A 16,184-nucleotide genomic window follows, 5' to 3' on the forward strand; every position below is an offset into this window, starting at 1 on the left:
GGGGAATTATGCGCGACTGATGTTCAGGGGGGCATGCCCCCCTGAACATCAGCCTGTGCGCCAAACTGGGGAAATTTCATCCAGCGCTTTTGGGGAGATTACATCCAGCACTCACAGATGTCGATCTACGCCAGAGTTACACCCGTCTTGGCCCGCGCCTGGCGCGGCAAGTCGGCCGCTATGCCCACGCGAAACAATTCAAGCGGATGCGCAAGGCATTGAAAAAGCTGAAGGGCTATACGGGGCGGGTCATGCGCGACTTGCGCCGTCATCTGAGCGGCATTCCAGATGGTGCGTATTCCGGCGGATCCGGCCACCCATTCCGACAACATCCGGCCACCTGTTCCGGGGTATCCGGCCACCTGTGACGCGTTGCCGTGAGGCAGCGTGTTTTGGTTATCAGTCCTGAGGGGTTTCGTCACCCATTTTGGTGATGGTCTTGCGCATGGATTGGCCCTCGAGTTCGAGACGGTAGGCGTTGTGAACGATGCGATCGAGGATGGCATCGGCGAATGTGGGTTCGCCGATGACGTCATGCCAGGCTTTGATGGGTAATTGGCTTGTGATCATCGTTGAGCCGCGCCCGTAACGCTCTTCGACGATCTCCATGAGATCGCGGCGTTGCGGTGATGTCAGCCTGTCCGGTCCCCAGTCGTCCAAGATCAGCAATTGCGCCTTCGTGATGCTGCGGAACAAGCGGGGGAAGCGTCCGTCACCATGGGACAGCTCCAATTCCTCGAAGAGGCGCGGCATCCGTTTGTAGACCACAGTCACGCCGTCACGACAGGCTGCCTGGGCCAGTGCGCAGCCAAGCCAGGTCTTGCCGACGCCACAGGGGCCCGTGATGATCAGATTACGCTTGTCGGTGATCCATCTGCCTGTGAGCAGGCTTTGGAACAGCGCTTTGTCGAGGCCACGGCGTGCGCGGTAATCAACATCTTCTGGGCTGGCGCCAACATGGCGCAGCCTGGCAGTCCGCATGCGAGCCTCAAACCTCTTTGTTTCTCGGCTTGCGACCTCACGGTCAACGAGCAAGCCAAGCCATTCAGCATGGCCGAGATCGGCAGTTGCATCTTGCATCTGCAGTTCGGCAAAGGCTTCGGCCATGCCGTCCAGCCTGAGGGCTTTAAGGTGATGAAGGGTTGGATGGTCGAGCATTGTGTTCCTTTCAATGGAAGTAATCGGCGCCACGGATATTGGGGTGGGTGATGGCAGGCTCGTCCGTGGCGCGGGTGCGGGGCCTGCTCTCAAGCCCATTCTTGAGAATGGACAGGAGTGACGAATAGGATCTGGCGTTGATTTCGAGCGCACGGCGACAGGCCGCATCAAGTCGGTCGCGGCCAAACTTGTCGGCCAGCCGGATCACCCCAAGGCAGGTGCGATAGCCCTGTTCCGGGTGCTTGCGCTCGCGCATCACGACCTCAACGAAGATGGCCACGTTTGGCCCAACGCGAGCCGCACGTGCTTTGATACGCTCTGGCGTCCAGTCATCGCGGAATTGGTGGTGCGCTGGCATGTGATCGCGCAGCGTAGAGTGCTTCCCGTTGCTGGACGTCCTGACATGAGAGGCGACACGCTGCCCGAGATGGAAGACTTCGATGGTGCGGCCTGTGATCCGCGCCCACAGCTCTTTCTTCAGCAGCTGATAGGGCACGGAGTAATAATGCTTGTCGATCGCGACGTGGTAATCGAACCCGGCGCGGCACTTCTTCCATTCAGCATAAACATACGATGCTACCGGCAGCGACTTCAGGGCGGGTTTGTCCAGCTGTTCAAAAAGCTGTCTGCGGCTGGCACCCAGATGGCGAGAGACCTTGTCGTTGAGCCTGTCAAGCAACGGCTTGATGGCCGCGTTCAACTCAGCAAGGCTGAAGAACTGGCGGTTGCGCAGCCGTGCCAGTATCCAGCGTTCAGCCAGCAATACCCCACCCTCTGCCTTCGCCTTATCTTTGGGCTTATATGGCCTCGCCGGGACAACGGCCGTGTCGTAATGCGCGGCCATATCTGCGTAAGTCCGGTTGATTACGGGGTCGTAAAAGCACGCCTTGGTGACCCCTGCCTTCAAATTGTCCGAGACGATCTGGGCGGTCACACCACCGAAGAAATCCAAAGCGCGGACATGGCTTGCGATCCAATCCGGTAGGGATTGCGTCCAGGTCGCCTCGACAAATGTATAGTTCGATGCCCCCAGAACAGCGACAAACACCTGTGCCGTGCGCACCTCCCCGGTCTCGGGGTCAATCACATCGATCGTATGGCCGGCATAATCGACGAACAGGCGCTCACCTGCAGGATGGCGCTGTCGCATCACCGGCGACAGCTTGCCTTCCCAGCGTGTGTAAAGTTCGCAAAACCGGGAGTATCCATACCCATCAGGATGATCAGCGCGATATTCTTCCCACAACAGCATCAACGTCACGCCCTTGCGGCGCAACTCGCGGTGAATGCAGGGCCAGTTAGGCTCGGTCGCGCGGTTCGCAATATCACGCGCCGTGCGTGGGTAAATCAGGCGCTCAAGGTCGGTGTCAGACATCTCTGGTGGTAGCGGCCAGCTCAGATCAACCTCGGCAGCGCGATCCAGATAGGCCTTAACCGTTGTCCGCCCAATCGTCAGGCTGACACCAATTTTACGGGTCGAAAGACCCTCGGCTGATAGCCGCAAAACATCTCGTATCTTCCGCATTGGCAATCTCTTCATCGGGCTTCCTTCCAGACTAAAAAGCCAGACGGTAGCCAGTTACAGATTGCCTCGCAGCATCACATCACAGGGTGGCCGGATGCTCCGGAATCAGTGGCCGGATAAAATCGGAATGGGTGGCCGGATACTTTCGGAATCACTGGCCGGATGACCCCGGAATACGCAAGATGGAGCGCCGCGTGAGCAAATCTGCGATGCCCTCGTGCTGACTGGGCGGCTCTTGGCCCAGAAGCCGAAGGACAAGAACAAGATCTACAGCCTGCATGAACCCGAGGTCGATTGCATCTCGAAGGGCAAGGCGCGTGTGCGCTACGAGTTCGGCACCAAGGTCTCCGTCTCCGCTACCATCGCGGAAGGCTTCATCGTCGGCGCACGCTCCATGCCCGGCAACCCATATGACGGGCACACTCTGCAAGAGGCGCTGGATCAGGTCGAAGTGCTGACTGACATCCGCCCGTCATTGGCCGTCGTGGACCGGGGCTATCGCGGCCATGGTGTGACGCGAACCCGCGTATTGATCAGTGGCATGCGCAAAGGCATCACGCCCATGCTGGCAAAACTGTTGCGAAGGCGCAGCGCCATCGAAGCCGAGATCGGACACATGAAAACTGACGGTCGACTGACACGCTGCCCTCTCAAGGGCACTGGAGGAGATGCGATCTTCGCTGTTCTCTGTGCCTGCGGCCACAATATCCGCAAGATACTGGCCCATCTCAGGGCTATTTTGGCACTCATCATAGCAACGCTCTTAGCCGCTATATGGCACCGTCCGACCAATCAGATCGAGCCACAAGCCGCTTGAGCAGGCAAAATACGTTGTTCAGGATGAACTATGTAAGGTCGTGAACACGAGCAACCGTCATGGGGTTGTTAAACGCTTAGTTGAATTGCCAAGAGCGGCTATCGGAGGGGTGCGATGCAGGTCGGCTGTGTAGCAGCAGAGCCGGTGATGACTACCAACCGCCAAGCGCGGGACGGTATCGTCGCCATCGCACCGTCGACAGAGCGACTTTTTTCGGCGGGGGCTGTTAGCTGAGCCCTAGCGCGATCCGGATTATGCGCCGCGCCGAAGAACTTCGGTTCCAATAGCCTTCGCCGTCATCATCCCGCCCTCAACAATCGGGACACCGCGCAATATGACAGTTTCGGGCCAGCCTGTCACCTCGAAGCCTTCGTAAGGGCTGTAATCCGAGGCATCGTGCAGGTCGCTATGCTTGATCGTTCTGCGTATCTGTGGGTCCCAGATCGTGATATCGGCATCTGCACCGATGGCGATGGTGCCTTTTTGTGGATACATGTCATATGCGCGGGCATGGTTCGTTGACGTTAGCGCCACGAAACGTGTCAGATCAATACGCCCCTTCATGACGCCCTCGGAAAACAAGATAGGCAAGCGTGTTTCGATCCCCGGGATTCCGTTTGGAATGTGCCTGAAACTACGCAGCCCCTCTGGATTGCGTTTGCCCTGAGCGTCATCGTAGCGGAACGGACAGTGGTCTGATGAAAAGAGATCGAACAGACCAGATTGAAGTCCAAGCCAGCAGTTTTTCTGCTCTGCCGTGTCCCGCGGCGGCGGCGAGCATACGAACTTCGCCCCTTCCCAGTTTTCCCGCGAAAGGTCGTTGGCCTCAAGCACAAGATACTGAGGGCAGGTTTCGGCCGTGATGTTGACGCCGCGCGCACGCGCGCGCGCGATCTCGTCTATTGCGGCACCGTTAGAGACGTGGACGATGACGATCGGAACGTCAACGACTTCGGCGAGGGTCAAGGCGCGGTGGGTGGCCTCTCGTTCGGCGGCCACGGGCCGGGTCGTGGCGTGGGCACGCGGCGCGAGATCGCCCGCTTCCGCCGCACGGGCCGCGAGGAACGCGATGACATCCTCGTTCTCGCAATGGACCATGACTTTTGCGCCATGCCGTCGCGCGACATCCATCGTCGCAAGAATCCCGGCATCGTCGAGGCGCATCGCCTCATAGCTCATGAACACCTTTACTGACCGCTGCCCTTCCTCGATCAATGCGGGTAATTCCTGGCCGAGCACCTGCGGTGTCGGATCGGTGACGATCATATGAAAACCGAAATCGACATGTGCGCCTTCGGCTTTCTGTCGGTAGTCGCGGAATGCGGTAGTGAGGGATTGCCCGCGTTCCTGCAGGCAGAAGGGCATCACGGTCGTGTTCCCGCCGAATGCTGCGGCACGCGTGGCGCTATCGAAATCGTCCGCCATCACGATGCCTGGACCCGACGGTTGCGCGATATGGACGTGGCTATCGATGCCACCAGGCAGGACGTATTTTCCGGCAGCGTCGATCACCCGCGTCGCGCTGCCCATATCTCCACCAATCTGCACGATCCGGCCATCATGGATGCCGATATCGGCCTTGAACACGTCCGCAGCGGTTGCAACCGTGCCGTTGGTGATGACGAGGTCGTAAGGCATGCAGGTTCCCTTCAGGCGTTTATCTGGTCAAGGTCAAGGTCGCCTGCTTCACGGTGCCGATAAGCCAGACTGATTGCGAGCGTCTGAACGAGACTCATCACAGCGGTAAGCGAGCGAAATCCATGCAGTTCTGCGTCGTCCACGGTCAACACTTCCGCCGCGTCTTCGGTGATTGGGCTGACCGGTGAATCGGTTATGGCGATCACGTCATGGCCAGCGGCGCGTGCGGCCGATGTGATATCCAGTGTGGTCTGCGCATATGGAGGAAAACTGATCGAAACAAGCAGGTCGCCCGGCCGCATGACGGCAACCTGATCCAAAGCCATACTGCCTGTTCCAGAGATCTGGATTGCCTGAACACGCGCCCGACGCAGCGCGTAAGAGAAATACGCTGCCACCGGAAAAGATCGATCGATCCCGATGATGTGTACCGTGCGGGCCGCCATAATCCGGTCGATTGCCGCATTAAGAGGAAGTTCGCCCAGCCGACCGCCCAGATGCGCGAGCGAGGCACTGTTAGCTCGGCAAAAGGATTGCCCCATCGCGCCGATATCTGCGGGGTCTCGAACGACCTCATCTCCTTGAATGTGGGAAATCCTCTCGGAAAGCGAGGTAGGATAGGCCTCGTGCAAGGGCGCTCGGAACAGCTTTTGCATGTCCGAAAATCCGTCAAAGCCCATAGCCTTCGCCAGCCTGACAAAGATCGATGGCGTAAGCTGCGATTCTCGAGCCATCACCGACAACGTCTCAAGCGCGACGATCCGCTTGTTATCAAGAACCCAGGCCCCAGCCTCGAGCATCCGGCTCGTGAAAAGATATCGCTCGTTCAACAGGCGGTCCCGGAACGCTTCGACACATTTTGGTTTTTCATTTTGCGCCGGAGCGGTGCGAGTATCAGACATGGTCACGTGTTCCAGGGCGTTTGAAGAAAGTGTTCATCGCGTAAAAATGCCTCCTTTTCAATGGGCAAGGACCGTCGGCCCCCTCTTGATCAACGCGTGCGCGAACAGGTTTTCTGCTCTGGCCACGTCCGCAATCCAGCCTATAGCCATGACTAAGACGCAGGTCGCGCCCATGGCGCAAGTATCGTTAAGCGCCCTGTCTTCGCAAGTTTTCCAGCTGCGCGATAACCCGGTCCATCTCATCAAGCGTGTTATAATGAGCTGCCGACACTCGAATGACACCGTCCGGATCACCGAGATCGAGCGCCTCCACCAGCCGCTTTGAATGAAAATCGCCGAAACGAATACCAATGCCCAAAGAATCCAGCGCTTCCACGGTCTTGCGCGAATACTGCCCTGCAATCACAAAAGAGATTGTTGGTACCCGCGCATCCCGGTCCGACGACGGGTCGCCGACAATTGTAACGTCGTCGCGGCTGCGCAAATAGGCCAGCAAGCGCTCGGAAAGGGCCATCTCATGGTCGGCGATAATGTCGAAGGCGGCTTCTACGGCCGCGCGCCCCTTGGCGTTAATGCCATGCGCCGCTGCAAGGCCTTCCAGATAGTCGATCACCCCGACGCAGGAATAGGCAAGTTCGTAGTTGGGGTTGCCAGGTTCCAGTTTGCCTGGGACCTTGTCTTCGCCGTAGAAGTAGTGATTGATATTGCCGGCCTTGTAGCGCAGCAGGTCGTATTTTCCGTAAAGCGCCGCGTGGTGTGGTCCGTAGGTCTTGTAGACAGAGAAGCCGTAAAAATCGGCATCTAGCGCCTTGACGTCGATGGATCGGTGCGGAGCAAAGGCCACTCCGTCAACGCAGATCATCGCGCCGTGCTCGTGGACTAGGTCTGCAATGGCGCGCACGTCGTTGATGCTGCCGAAGATGTTAGAGCAATGTGTCACGGCTACCAGGCGGGTTTTGGGCCCCAAAAGCGGCGCCAGGCTTTCTGGCCCCAGCCTGTGCTCCCCTTTCGGGAGTTCCCATGTCTTGACTATGATGCCGCGCTGTTCAAGACGCCGCCAGGGACCAATATTCGCTTCGTGATCAAAGTTCGAAACGATGATTTCGTCGCCCGGCTGCCAGTGCTGCACGAGGGCTTGTGCAAGCTGGTCGAACAACTGGGATGCCGTTGCGCCCATCACGACCTCTTCGGCGCGATCGGCGTTCAGCAAGGTTGCAAGTGCTGCCCGCCCCTCGGCAACCCTTTGCGCGGCTGCGACCGACGTGCGATAGGTTGCGCCCAGCTGCACATTGGTCGAGAACATGAACTCATTGATCCGTTCAACCACCTGCTTTGCAATCTGGGAACCTCCCGCGTTGTCCAGCAGCACCTCTTCGTCGCTCAGAGCAGGGAACTGTTGCCGGACGTAGTTTAAGTCGAGTTTGGACATGAAGACCTCAAAAAAACTGCTTAAAGAATAGATGAAACATTTATTTCGATCACGTCAACATAAAAAAATTCTTTTCATTTATGCAATGCCTGTGCAAACCTGTGATTCGGCGGCCAACGGGAATCGTTGCGAACAATGCCAAAAATAGATTTGCGCGGTTCCGTCAAAGGAACGCGGAAAAAAGGGACGTCCTGTGAAGCAGAAACCCTTCAGACACTCACCATGCTTAACGCGGATCGGTCCGATCTGCCGGGAAGCCGATAACAGCACCTTCGCCAACGGTTGCAGCATTACGCTTGCCCATTCGGCTTTCAAGGTTTTCAAGCAGCCAGAACTCTGGCGCCTCAAAGTCAGTCAGCTGTTGCTGCGGTTGGGCTTTCAAGACCCGCGCGCCATCACGGGGCAGTCGACGGCCCTTTACTCGCGTCAGAACCATCATTCGTCTGGAAAAGATAAGGTATTCCGTCCGTTCGAAAACTCCGGTTCTCCCGCACTTCACCCAACCCATATCTAGGAGGCACATATGTTCACTCGACTGCTCAAGACCACGCCAATGATGGGCGCAACCGTATTAGCCGCGACCCTCGCGTTCGGTGACGCCAAGGCACAAGATGCGGATCGCCCCGTTGTCCGCGTCGCAAGTAACGTCAACATTCCGCTTCGCATTTTCCGGGCAGGCAACGAAATCCAAGGCTATGAATACGAGGTGTACAAGCTCGCGCTCGAGAGCGCAGGTTATGAAGTTCAGGTCACGGATGTTGCGTTCAGCGGGCTGTTCTCGGGACTACAGGCCGAGCAATGGGATGTTGTCGCGTCCAACGTCTTCATCACACCTGTGCGGCATGCAGAGATGGACCACAGCGAGCCCTATCTCGGGGCCTTTGATGCGGTGATCGTCCGGGAGAACGACAACATCCAGAATCTTGAGGATCTTGCAGGCGGTGTAGTCGGCACCGAGACTGGCACTACCCAGGCGGCTTACGCCGAGGCGCTAAACGCGGAATACGGACCATTCGAGATCCGCGCCTATGAAGATATCGAGACGCAGTTGCTGGACCTCGAAGTCGGTCGGATCGACGCGCTCACGCTCGGCTATCCAACCGCTGTCACATACATTCAGGAACGCGGGCTGTTTGAAGTGCTGTCCACCAACGACGCGAGCTTCATGATCGGCGCCTTCTTCCGCAAGGGCGATCCGCTGCGCGATGAATTCAACGCGGGGCTTCGCACAATCAAGGAAGATGGCACAACGGCGGTGCTGTTCGAAAAGTATTTCGGCGATGCGCCAGCAGAAGAGTCTCCGGTCGTTCGCGTCTTCGATGAGCCATACGTTCCAGCAGAGTGATTGCGCGCGCTCACTGACGCCTAAGCACGTTCAGCGCCCGCACAACGGCAGTCTATTGCCAGCGTGCGGGCGCATGACGCAGTGTCCGAAACCACATGCTGAATGATGCACATGACCAACTTTCAAATGACGATCCAACAATGGCGCAAACGCTGGTCCTACCAGCCTTGGTTTCGCCGCTACGAATGCCTGGCCCTTGGTCTGGCCATCTGGGTCGTGGCAGCGCTGCTGTTCCTGCCGCCTTTTGGCAGGCCGGCACCACTTGGCGCGGCGGGTGTTATCCTATGGTACCTCGCGGGGTTCACGATGGCCGGGGTGCTTCTGACAGACCGTGAAAAGCCGATCCTTCTGAAACGTGCCACCAGCCTGAGCGTGATCATCCTGTTCTTCTGGCTGTTCTATCGTTACAGCGGAACGCGCTGGGACCGTGTGCAGGCCCAGTTCTTCGACTTCTCGCGCATGGATGGCGTGTGGGAAATGTACGCCCAAGGCCTGCTTGTCACGCTCCAGGTCGCGATCGTCGCTGCGGTCCTGTCGATCATCTTTGGCCTGACATTTGGAATCCTGCGCACACTCGGCAATCCTGTCATCAATCTGTTTCTGGGGCTGCATATCGACATCTTCCGTGCCCTGCCGCTTATCGTAAGCATGGTCCTAATCTTCTACGCTTTGCCCTTCGTGGGCATTCGCCTGCCGGCATTCTGGGCAGCAGTGCTGGCGCTGGTGCTGATGAACAGCGCATATCAGGCTGAAATATTCCGCGCAGGCATCGAGAGCATTCCGCGCGGTCAGATCGACGCAGCCCGCGCGCTGGGGCTGGGGCCTGGCGCTACGATGCGTCATGTCATCCTACCTCAGGCATTCAAGATCGTAATCCCACCGCTGACGAACAACCTTGTCAGCCTCGTCAAGGACACAGCCGTCGCCTATGTCATAACAGTGCCGGAATTGCTGACCAACGCACAGCAAGCCGTGACTTGGAAACGCACACCGACACCGCTCATCCTTTCGATGTTCGTCTATCTTGCGACACTGATACCGCTGATCCACCTGACCCGCCGCCTGGAACGTCGTCTGAACGCGAGAAACACAAGATGAGCGCCGCACTAGAAGAAGCAACGCCGAACGCTGCTCAGGTGCCGATGATCGAGGCACGCGGCATCCACAAGTATTTCAGTGGCACGCATGTTCTGCGCGGGATCGATGCCCGCGTAGCCCATGGCGAAGTGGTCGCACTGATGGGACGATCCGGCAGCGGTAAGAGCACCTTCCTGCGCTGCCTGAACCGGATCGAGGAACCCAGCGAAGGCGATGTGCTGATCGACGGCACGATTATCACGGACCTGCGGACCGATGTGAACAGTGTGCGGGCCGATATCGGGATGGTATTCCAGGACTACAACCTGTTCCCGCACATGACCGCTTTAGAGAATGTTGCGCTGGGATTGATCCATGTTCGCAAACGTCCGCGCAGTGTGGCGCAGGACTTAGCCGCGAGTGCGCTCAAACAGGTCGGCTTAGCCGACCATCTGACCAAATACCCCAACCAGCTCTCTGGCGGGCAGCAGCAGCGCGTTGCGATCGCACGCTCGCTCGCGATGCGGCCGAAGGCAATCCTGTTCGACGAGCCGACATCAGCACTTGACCCGGAAATGGTGCACGAAGTGCTCGACGTCATGCGCACCCTTGCATCAGAAGGAATGACAATGGTCGTTGTCAGTCACGAGATCGGCTTCCTGCGTAAGGTTGCCGACCAGCTGATCATGTTTGACGACGGCATGGTCATTGAACGTGGACCGACCGAGCGAGTGCTCGACGCGCCCGAACATGCGCGGACCCGCGAGTTCTTGGGGGCATTGAAATGACTGGCACACTGACACAACCGCGGCCGATGCTGCTGGCACTAATGTTTTGGCTCAATTAGCGTTTGTTATGCGTGCCCATGTGCGATAGAACATATAGTGAACATACTGTGTGGAGGGGTATATATGGACCACGACATCTTTCTGGTTTGGCTCAATGAGACGGATAACCTCTCGCCGGACCAGCGCGCCGAGGCGAGTCGGATCCTTTCTGGGTCTCCGTCATTGCAGGCGGTGGTCGATCTCCTTGAGGCAAAGGTTCGTGAGGACCGTATCTGCCCGCACTGCGCTTCAGAAGGAGCTATCATCAGGGGTCATGCAAGTGGCCTTTCCCGGTTCTTTTGCAAAGGCTGCGGCAAAACCTTCAACGCGTTGACCGGTACTCCGCTGGCGCGCCTGCGCCACAAGGGCCGTTGGGCAGAGTTCGCTGCTTCGTTACGTGACGGCGAAACGGTAAAGGTATCCGCTGAGCGTTGCATGGTGGCGCGCACGACCGCTTTTCGTTGGCGTCATCGTTTTCTTCGGGCGGTGACGGCTGGGGCGATCAAGTTGCGCGGCATCGTCGAAGCCGACGAGACCTTCTTTCTGAGCAGCCGAAAAGGTGAACGAAACCTTGATCGTAAGGCCCGTAAACGTGGCGGCAAGGCCGCCAAACGCGGCTTGTCGGAGGAGCAGGTTCCGGTCTTGGTCGCAGCCGACCGATCCGGCACCACCATAAGTGCTGTCTTGCCAGCAGTGACGGCCGCACATCTGCAGGCGGTTTTGCAGCCGCTTCTCGATCCTGATGCGCTCTTGGTCACTGATGGCTGCACCAGTTACCCGCCTTGCGCAGCAGCAATGGGCATCAGCCATGAAAGCCTCAACCAGACTGCAGGACAACGTGTTCGCGGGGAGTTGCACATTCAAACCGTGAACAGTCGACATGAGCGGCTCAAGACATTCCTGCGGCGCCATCGCGGCATCGCAACCAAGTACTTGGACAGCTACCTGCGCTGGTTTCAACTTGCAGTCATTCCAAAACACCAAACTCCCCGCGCGATACTCGCCGCCGCCGCAGGAATCCTGCCTATCTCAAGGCACGCATAATTAACGCCAATTGAGCCAATGTTTTTCGCCGGGCTCGGCTACTTGCTGGCCACCCCCGTGACCACCGGCGTCGCGGTTTGGATGGATGTTTCGGCCACAGTGGGCGTGTTCGTTCTGTTCCTTCTGCTGTTCGTCCCTTTGCAGATCGACAGGCGCGCGCCGGATTGGCTGAAGAACCTGTCGGCATTGGCGCTGTTCGTCCTTCTGGCGGCTGCGTTTTTTCGCTGGGCGAATGCAGACTGGGGGCGTCTTGGCCACCTGTTCTTCAATTTTGAAGTGATGAGCCGCCCGGGCGTGATGTTGCGAATGTTGGGCGGGCTGTGGATCGCCTTACAGGTCTTCCTGTTCTCTCTGGTCTTGGCCACGCTTCTAGGCATCTTCATGGCGGTCGTGCGTAGCATCGTGAACGACGCGTTTTTGAATTTCTTCATCGACGCTTACGTTGATGTGTTTCGCGCAGTGCCACCAATCGTGCTGCTCCTGGTGACTTATTCGGCACTGCCTTATTCGGGTATTGTCCTGTCGCCATTCGCCACAGGCGTGGTAGTTCTTGCTTTGGTCGAGGGCGCATACCTTACCGAAGTGTTCCGTGCCGGAATCGAAGCGATCAATCGCAACCAGGTGTTGAGCGCGCGCAGTATTGGCCTGAGTGCCTGGCAGGCCATGCGATTGGTGGTGCTTCCTCAATCCGTGCGGATTGTATTGCCGGATTACTCCAACCGGCTGATCGGCCTGATGAAACGCACCGCAGAGTGCTCGGTCATTGCCATCGCCGAAATCCTCAAGGTTGCGCAGGATCTTCAGTCCCAGTTCGTGAATGCCACGCCGTTGATCGTTGGCGCGCTGCTTTACATGGCAGTGCTATTCCCCATGACGCGAATCGTATCACGAATAGAGAGGTCGCGACCGCGGAACTAAATCTTGAGCGGCGAGGCTTAGTGTGGATGTGAAATTCATCATGCGCGACTTGCCCTGTTTTGTTGGGGTGAAGAAGGGCAAGTTCGATCTGCGGCAATGGATCAACCTCTTTATCATGCGCAAAACCTTGGGTGGCGAGTTGAACGAATTGACGCAGGAATGGTTCGGTCAGCCGTTGCCACCCTTGCCAACACTCTGATTCCAATAACCTTTCCACCTCGCGGTGATAAGGCAAGCTTAGAAAGAACCACCATGACCGAGATACAGCTTGACCCCGGCATAGACCGCGAGATCAACACCAGCGCGATGAAAGTGACCGACGAGGTTGCGATTCAGATCACCGGCATGAACAAATGGTATGGCTCGTTCCATGTGCTGCGCGACATCGACATTACGGTCAATCGCGGTGAACGGATCGTGGTTTGCGGCCCTTCGGGTTCGGGGAAATCGACACTGATCCGCTGTATAAACCGTCTGGAAGAACATCAGTCAGGGCAGATCATTGTCGACGGCACCGAATTGACAGGTGATTTGAAGAACATCGACAAGGTGCGCTCAGAGGTCGGGATGGTGTTTCAGCATTTCAACCTGTTCCCACATCTGACCATTCTGGAAAACTGCACCCTTGCGCCCATCTGGGTGCGCAAGGTGCCCAAACGCGAAGCCGAAGAAACGGCGATGCATTTTCTGGAAAAGGTGAAAATTCCCGAACAGGCGTTGAAATATCCCGGCCAGTTGTCCGGCGGGCAGCAACAGCGCGTCGCCATCGCGCGGTCATTGTGCATGAAGCCGCGCATCATGCTGTTTGACGAACCGACCTCGGCGCTGGACCCCGAGATGATCAAGGAAGTGCTCGATACCATGATCGCGCTGGCGGAAGAGGGCATGACCATGCTGTGCGTGACGCATGAAATGGGCTTTGCCCAAGCGGTGGCAAACCGCGTGATCTTTATGGATCAAGGCCAGATCGTGGAACAGAACGAGCCGCGCGAGTTCTTCAACAACCCCAAATCAGAGCGCACAAAGCTGTTTCTCAGCCAGATTCTGGGGCATTGAGGCAAGCACAATTAAGTTGTATTTTGCCAAACGTCCGGTTGGGTGAAGGTTTTTTGATGCGGGTCGCGGCGGAACGCTGCACACTGGCGCGACCACGACCCGCGTTGGAAAACCTCCCAAGGAGGAAGCGGCGGGGGTCTTGGATCATCCTATGGGGAAAGTGTGCAGACGGTTGGGGCGACAGCTGGTTCAAGGGTGCTGCCGAAGGTGTGCATGGCGCCTAATACGGGGACAATCACGCCTGATGATGGCAGCCACTCACGTCCCCCGAGGCCGGATTCCAGACATCAAATGCGCCGGTTTCAGGTCGCGCCAATATAACGTGGCCAGTCGGGCGGCGGGGCCAACAAAACCGGTATCGGCCATAATGCGGCTCAACCCTATATTTACAAGGAAAAGGACTAGCTTACGGCAATGGGGACAGGGCGCCCCTGTTCATCCAATGCGACGAAGGTAAAATTCGCCTCTGTCACCTTTTCGCTTGCCTCAGTCGCACGCGGACGCCGCCAAGCATCCACATGGATCGTCATAGAGGTGCGCCCCAGCCGGACAAGCGACGCATAAAGCGAAACCTCGTCGCCCACCTTGATCGGGCGGTGAAAGATCATTGCGTCGACTGCGATTGTGGCGCTGCGCCCACCAGAGGTGCGCGCGGCCACGCTACCGGCAGCAAGGTCCATCTGACTCATGACCCAGCCGCCGAAAATATCACCAGACGGGTTTGTATCGGCGGGCATTGCGACAGTTCGGATCGTCGGGCTTTCAGATGGCGGCTGGTCTTCGCGGCTCATGTCATTCCCTCGCTCGGTTGCAGATATGCGGCCTTGTTATGTCACTATACCAAAACGCGCTCGAGCTGAACCTGACGAATTGTTGGTCACGACCTATACAGGACTGTCTATACCACTTGCCCACCGATCAGGAAGCGGAGGGTTTACGCGGCCCGCCCTGCACCCGTTTCGGGTGTGAAAACTGCGCGCGCGGGGTCACACCTGTAATGATGGCCCAGATCATCTGCGCTATGGGCAAGGGCGCTGACGCTGTTCAGGATATAGTCCACCTTGCTGTCCTCCATCAGAACACTCAGATTGAGGCGCGTGAATCCCGGCTTGGCCATTTCATCGCCCGCCAGAATGGCGCGGCGCAAGGTTTCGGATGCCGCCGCGTCTATTCCCAGCAACCTGTGCACATAGGGGCCAGCGCAGGCACACCCACCCCGCGCCTGAATACCATAAAGGTCACTCAGCATCCGTGTGACCAATTGCTGGTGCACATACCCGCCCCGCCCGTCACGCACCCTGAACGACGCCAGCGGCAGACCGGCCAAGCCTTGCGCGCCCAACACTTCGATACGTGGATGGTTGCGCCATGCCGCGTCAATCCGTACGCAGAGCGCAGCATGGCGGGTAGTCATGAAATCCTGCCCGATCACCTCTTTCACCAGAAACACGAGGGCGGCCCGAATATCGCCGGGCACATTCGGGGTGCCTGCTTCTTCGCGGACCACCAGACTGGGGCTGTAATCATGTGTGTCCGGCGACACAAAGCGGACGGTTCCACCGCCGGACTGGCTGGGCTGGGTCATCCGTACCGCGTCATGGCGCAGGATCATCACACCCGAAGCCCCCGGCCCACCCGGAAACTTATGGGGCGACAGGACAATGGCATCAATTGGCGCGTCCGGGGCAGGGGTCATGGCGATGGGCAGATAAGGCGCGCCGCCCGCGTAATCCCAGACCATCATTGCCCCCGCCGCCTTGACCTGACGGGTGAGCGCCGCGACATCGGTCACAATTCCGGTGATGTTTGACGCAGCCGAGAACGCGCAAATTACCGGGCGGTCACACTCCAGCAGCTGCGCCAGTTGTCCCCGGTCCGGCCCCCCATCTGGCGCTTCATCCAGCGCGATCACCTCTGCCCCGCTTTCGCGCCATGGCAGAATATTGGAATGATGCTCGTACGGGCCAAGCAGAACCCGCACACCTGCCCCCGCGCCAAGCAGTGCGACCAGACGGTTGATCCCGGCGGTCGCGCCCGCCCCGCAAAACACCACTGCATGCTCATCTCCCGCACCGCAGGCACGCGCAATAACGGCACGGGCCGCGCGCCGAAGTTTGGTCATGAAGCAACCGCAAAATGAAGCTTCGGTATGGCTGTTGGCATAATAGGGCAGCACATGTTCAAGCATAAACTGCTCGACCTGCATCAACGCCCGCCCAGAGGCCGTGTAATCGGCATAGACCAGAGCGCGCGGGCCGAAGGGGCCGTCGAACATTGCGCCATCACCGATCAACCCGGCCCGCAAGCTTGTCAGCGGGTCATCCGTGGCCAGCATTGCATGAAACGCGGCGAAAGAAGGGGTGGTTTGTGGGGTGTGCATTGTTCCGTCCAAGGGCTAAGGTCTCGACACAGACAGATTACTCTGCTCGCAGGCGCAAATTCCCCCAA

The 16,184-nt window shown here is 58.1% G+C and carries 14 protein-coding genes and 2 pseudogenes; 9 read left to right on the top strand and 7 right to left on the bottom strand.

The features are described from left to right. Positions 1-119: 119 nt before the first annotated feature. A pseudogene (locus BD293_RS00380) lies at positions 120-293 on the top strand (IS5/IS1182 family transposase); the annotation flags it as partial. A gap of 106 nt (positions 294-399) precedes the next feature. On the opposite strand, the gene istB reads toward BD293_RS00380, so the two are convergent. Further along, entirely contained in the window at positions 400-1,158 is a 759-nt protein-coding gene (gene istB / locus BD293_RS00385; protein WP_142079313.1) for an IS21-like element helper ATPase IstB, read from the bottom strand. Between the two features lie 10 nt (positions 1,159-1,168). Continuing rightward, a complete protein-coding gene (gene istA, locus BD293_RS00390) occupies positions 1,169-2,698 on the bottom strand; it encodes an IS21 family transposase (protein ID WP_142079314.1) in 1,530 nt (509 codons plus the stop codon). A gap of 166 nt (positions 2,699-2,864) precedes the next feature. On the opposite strand from istA, the pseudogene BD293_RS00395 reads away from it, so the two are divergent. Continuing rightward, positions 2,865-3,500 (top strand): annotated as a pseudogene (locus tag BD293_RS00395) (transposase family protein); the annotation flags it as partial. Between the two features lie 252 nt (positions 3,501-3,752). Here BD293_RS00395 and hydA read toward each other — a convergent pair. From hydA to BD293_RS00410, 3 genes are all read right to left on the bottom strand, one after another. Continuing rightward, positions 3,753-5,138: a dihydropyrimidinase gene (hydA, locus tag BD293_RS00400; RefSeq protein ID WP_142079315.1), complete on the bottom strand. Its 1,386-nt coding sequence runs from the start codon at positions 5,136-5,138 to the stop codon at positions 3,753-3,755. 11 nt (positions 5,139-5,149) lie between these two features. Further along, positions 5,150-6,040: a MurR/RpiR family transcriptional regulator gene (locus BD293_RS00405; protein ID WP_142079316.1), complete on the bottom strand. Its 891-nt coding sequence runs from the start codon at positions 6,038-6,040 to the stop codon at positions 5,150-5,152. Positions 6,041-6,227: 187 nt separating this feature from the next. Continuing rightward, the gene (locus tag BD293_RS00410) at positions 6,228-7,469 is read right to left on the bottom strand and encodes a cysteine desulfurase-like protein (protein WP_142079317.1); all 1,242 of its coding nucleotides are present in this window, start codon (positions 7,467-7,469) and stop codon (positions 6,228-6,230) included. Positions 7,470-7,992: 523 nt separating this feature from the next. On the opposite strand from BD293_RS00410, the gene BD293_RS00415 reads away from it, so the two are divergent. From BD293_RS00415 to BD293_RS00440, 7 genes are all read left to right on the top strand, one after another. Beyond that, positions 7,993-8,814 (top strand): ABC transporter substrate-binding protein, encoded by an 822-nt coding sequence (locus BD293_RS00415; protein WP_142079318.1) that lies wholly within the window; start codon positions 7,993-7,995, stop codon positions 8,812-8,814. A 111-nt stretch (positions 8,815-8,925) separates the two neighbouring features. Beyond that, positions 8,926-9,912, top strand: coding sequence for an amino acid ABC transporter permease (locus tag BD293_RS00420; RefSeq protein ID WP_170207018.1), 987 nt, complete (start codon positions 8,926-8,928; stop codon positions 9,910-9,912). Continuing rightward, the gene (locus BD293_RS00425) at positions 9,909-10,679 is read left to right on the top strand and encodes an amino acid ABC transporter ATP-binding protein (RefSeq protein ID WP_281286600.1); all 771 of its coding nucleotides are present in this window, start codon (positions 9,909-9,911) and stop codon (positions 10,677-10,679) included. The genes BD293_RS00420 and BD293_RS00425 overlap by 4 nt, the downstream gene beginning before the upstream one ends. Positions 10,680-10,802: 123 nt before the next feature. Then, entirely contained in the window at positions 10,803-11,762 is a 960-nt protein-coding gene (locus BD293_RS00430) for an IS1595 family transposase (RefSeq protein WP_142079320.1), read from the top strand. Between the two features lie 18 nt (positions 11,763-11,780). Further along, positions 11,781-12,680, top strand: a complete 900-nt coding sequence (locus BD293_RS00435) for an amino acid ABC transporter permease (RefSeq protein ID WP_142079321.1) — start codon at positions 11,781-11,783, stop codon at positions 12,678-12,680. Positions 12,681-12,702: 22 nt separating this feature from the next. Next, the gene (locus BD293_RS22580) at positions 12,703-12,879 is read left to right on the top strand and encodes a type 2 periplasmic-binding domain-containing protein (protein ID WP_170207019.1); all 177 of its coding nucleotides are present in this window, start codon (positions 12,703-12,705) and stop codon (positions 12,877-12,879) included. A 53-nt stretch (positions 12,880-12,932) separates the two neighbouring features. After that, complete coding sequence (locus BD293_RS00440) at positions 12,933-13,736, top strand: amino acid ABC transporter ATP-binding protein (protein WP_142079322.1); 804 nt, start codon at positions 12,933-12,935, stop codon at positions 13,734-13,736. A 401-nt stretch (positions 13,737-14,137) separates the two neighbouring features. Here BD293_RS00440 and BD293_RS00445 read toward each other — a convergent pair whose 3' ends face one another. Both BD293_RS00445 and BD293_RS00450 read right to left on the bottom strand, forming a co-directional pair. Beyond that, the gene (locus BD293_RS00445) at positions 14,138-14,527 is read right to left on the bottom strand and encodes an acyl-CoA thioesterase (protein ID WP_142079323.1); all 390 of its coding nucleotides are present in this window, start codon (positions 14,525-14,527) and stop codon (positions 14,138-14,140) included. Positions 14,528-14,670: 143 nt separating this feature from the next. Next, positions 14,671-16,116, bottom strand: a complete 1,446-nt coding sequence (locus BD293_RS00450; protein WP_142079324.1) for an aminotransferase class V-fold PLP-dependent enzyme — start codon at positions 16,114-16,116, stop codon at positions 14,671-14,673. Positions 16,117-16,184 lie beyond the last annotated feature (68 nt).

The organism is Roseinatronobacter monicus (genome assembly GCF_006716865.1).
Taxonomy (GTDB): domain Bacteria; phylum Pseudomonadota; class Alphaproteobacteria; order Rhodobacterales; family Rhodobacteraceae; genus Roseinatronobacter; species Roseinatronobacter monicus.

What these genes read in the sequence shown, in the direction of transcription:
- istB (WP_142079313.1), bottom strand. Translation starts at nt 1,158, where the DNA reads ATGCTCGACCATCCAACCCTTCATCACCTTAAAGCCCTCAGGCTGGAC.
- istA (WP_142079314.1), bottom strand. Translation starts at nt 2,698, where the DNA reads ATGAAGAGATTGCCAATGCGGAAGATACGAGATGTTTTGCGGCTATCA.
- hydA (WP_142079315.1), bottom strand. Translation starts at nt 5,138, where the DNA reads ATGCCTTACGACCTCGTCATCACCAACGGCACGGTTGCAACCGCTGCG.
- BD293_RS00405 (WP_142079316.1), bottom strand. Translation starts at nt 6,040, where the DNA reads ATGTCTGATACTCGCACCGCTCCGGCGCAAAATGAAAAACCAAAATGT.
- BD293_RS00410 (WP_142079317.1), bottom strand. Translation starts at nt 7,469, where the DNA reads ATGTCCAAACTCGACTTAAACTACGTCCGGCAACAGTTCCCTGCTCTG.
- BD293_RS00415 (WP_142079318.1), top strand. Translation starts at nt 7,993, where the DNA reads ATGTTCACTCGACTGCTCAAGACCACGCCAATGATGGGCGCAACCGTA.
- BD293_RS00420 (WP_170207018.1), top strand. Translation starts at nt 8,926, where the DNA reads ATGACCAACTTTCAAATGACGATCCAACAATGGCGCAAACGCTGGTCC.
- BD293_RS00425 (WP_281286600.1), top strand. Translation starts at nt 9,909, where the DNA reads ATGAGCGCCGCACTAGAAGAAGCAACGCCGAACGCTGCTCAGGTGCCG.
- BD293_RS00430 (WP_142079320.1), top strand. Translation starts at nt 10,803, where the DNA reads ATGGACCACGACATCTTTCTGGTTTGGCTCAATGAGACGGATAACCTC.
- BD293_RS00435 (WP_142079321.1), top strand. Translation starts at nt 11,781, where the DNA reads ATGTTTTTCGCCGGGCTCGGCTACTTGCTGGCCACCCCCGTGACCACC.
- BD293_RS00440 (WP_142079322.1), top strand. Translation starts at nt 12,933, where the DNA reads ATGACCGAGATACAGCTTGACCCCGGCATAGACCGCGAGATCAACACC.
- BD293_RS00445 (WP_142079323.1), bottom strand. Translation starts at nt 14,527, where the DNA reads ATGAGCCGCGAAGACCAGCCGCCATCTGAAAGCCCGACGATCCGAACT.
- BD293_RS00450 (WP_142079324.1), bottom strand. Translation starts at nt 16,116, where the DNA reads ATGCACACCCCACAAACCACCCCTTCTTTCGCCGCGTTTCATGCAATG.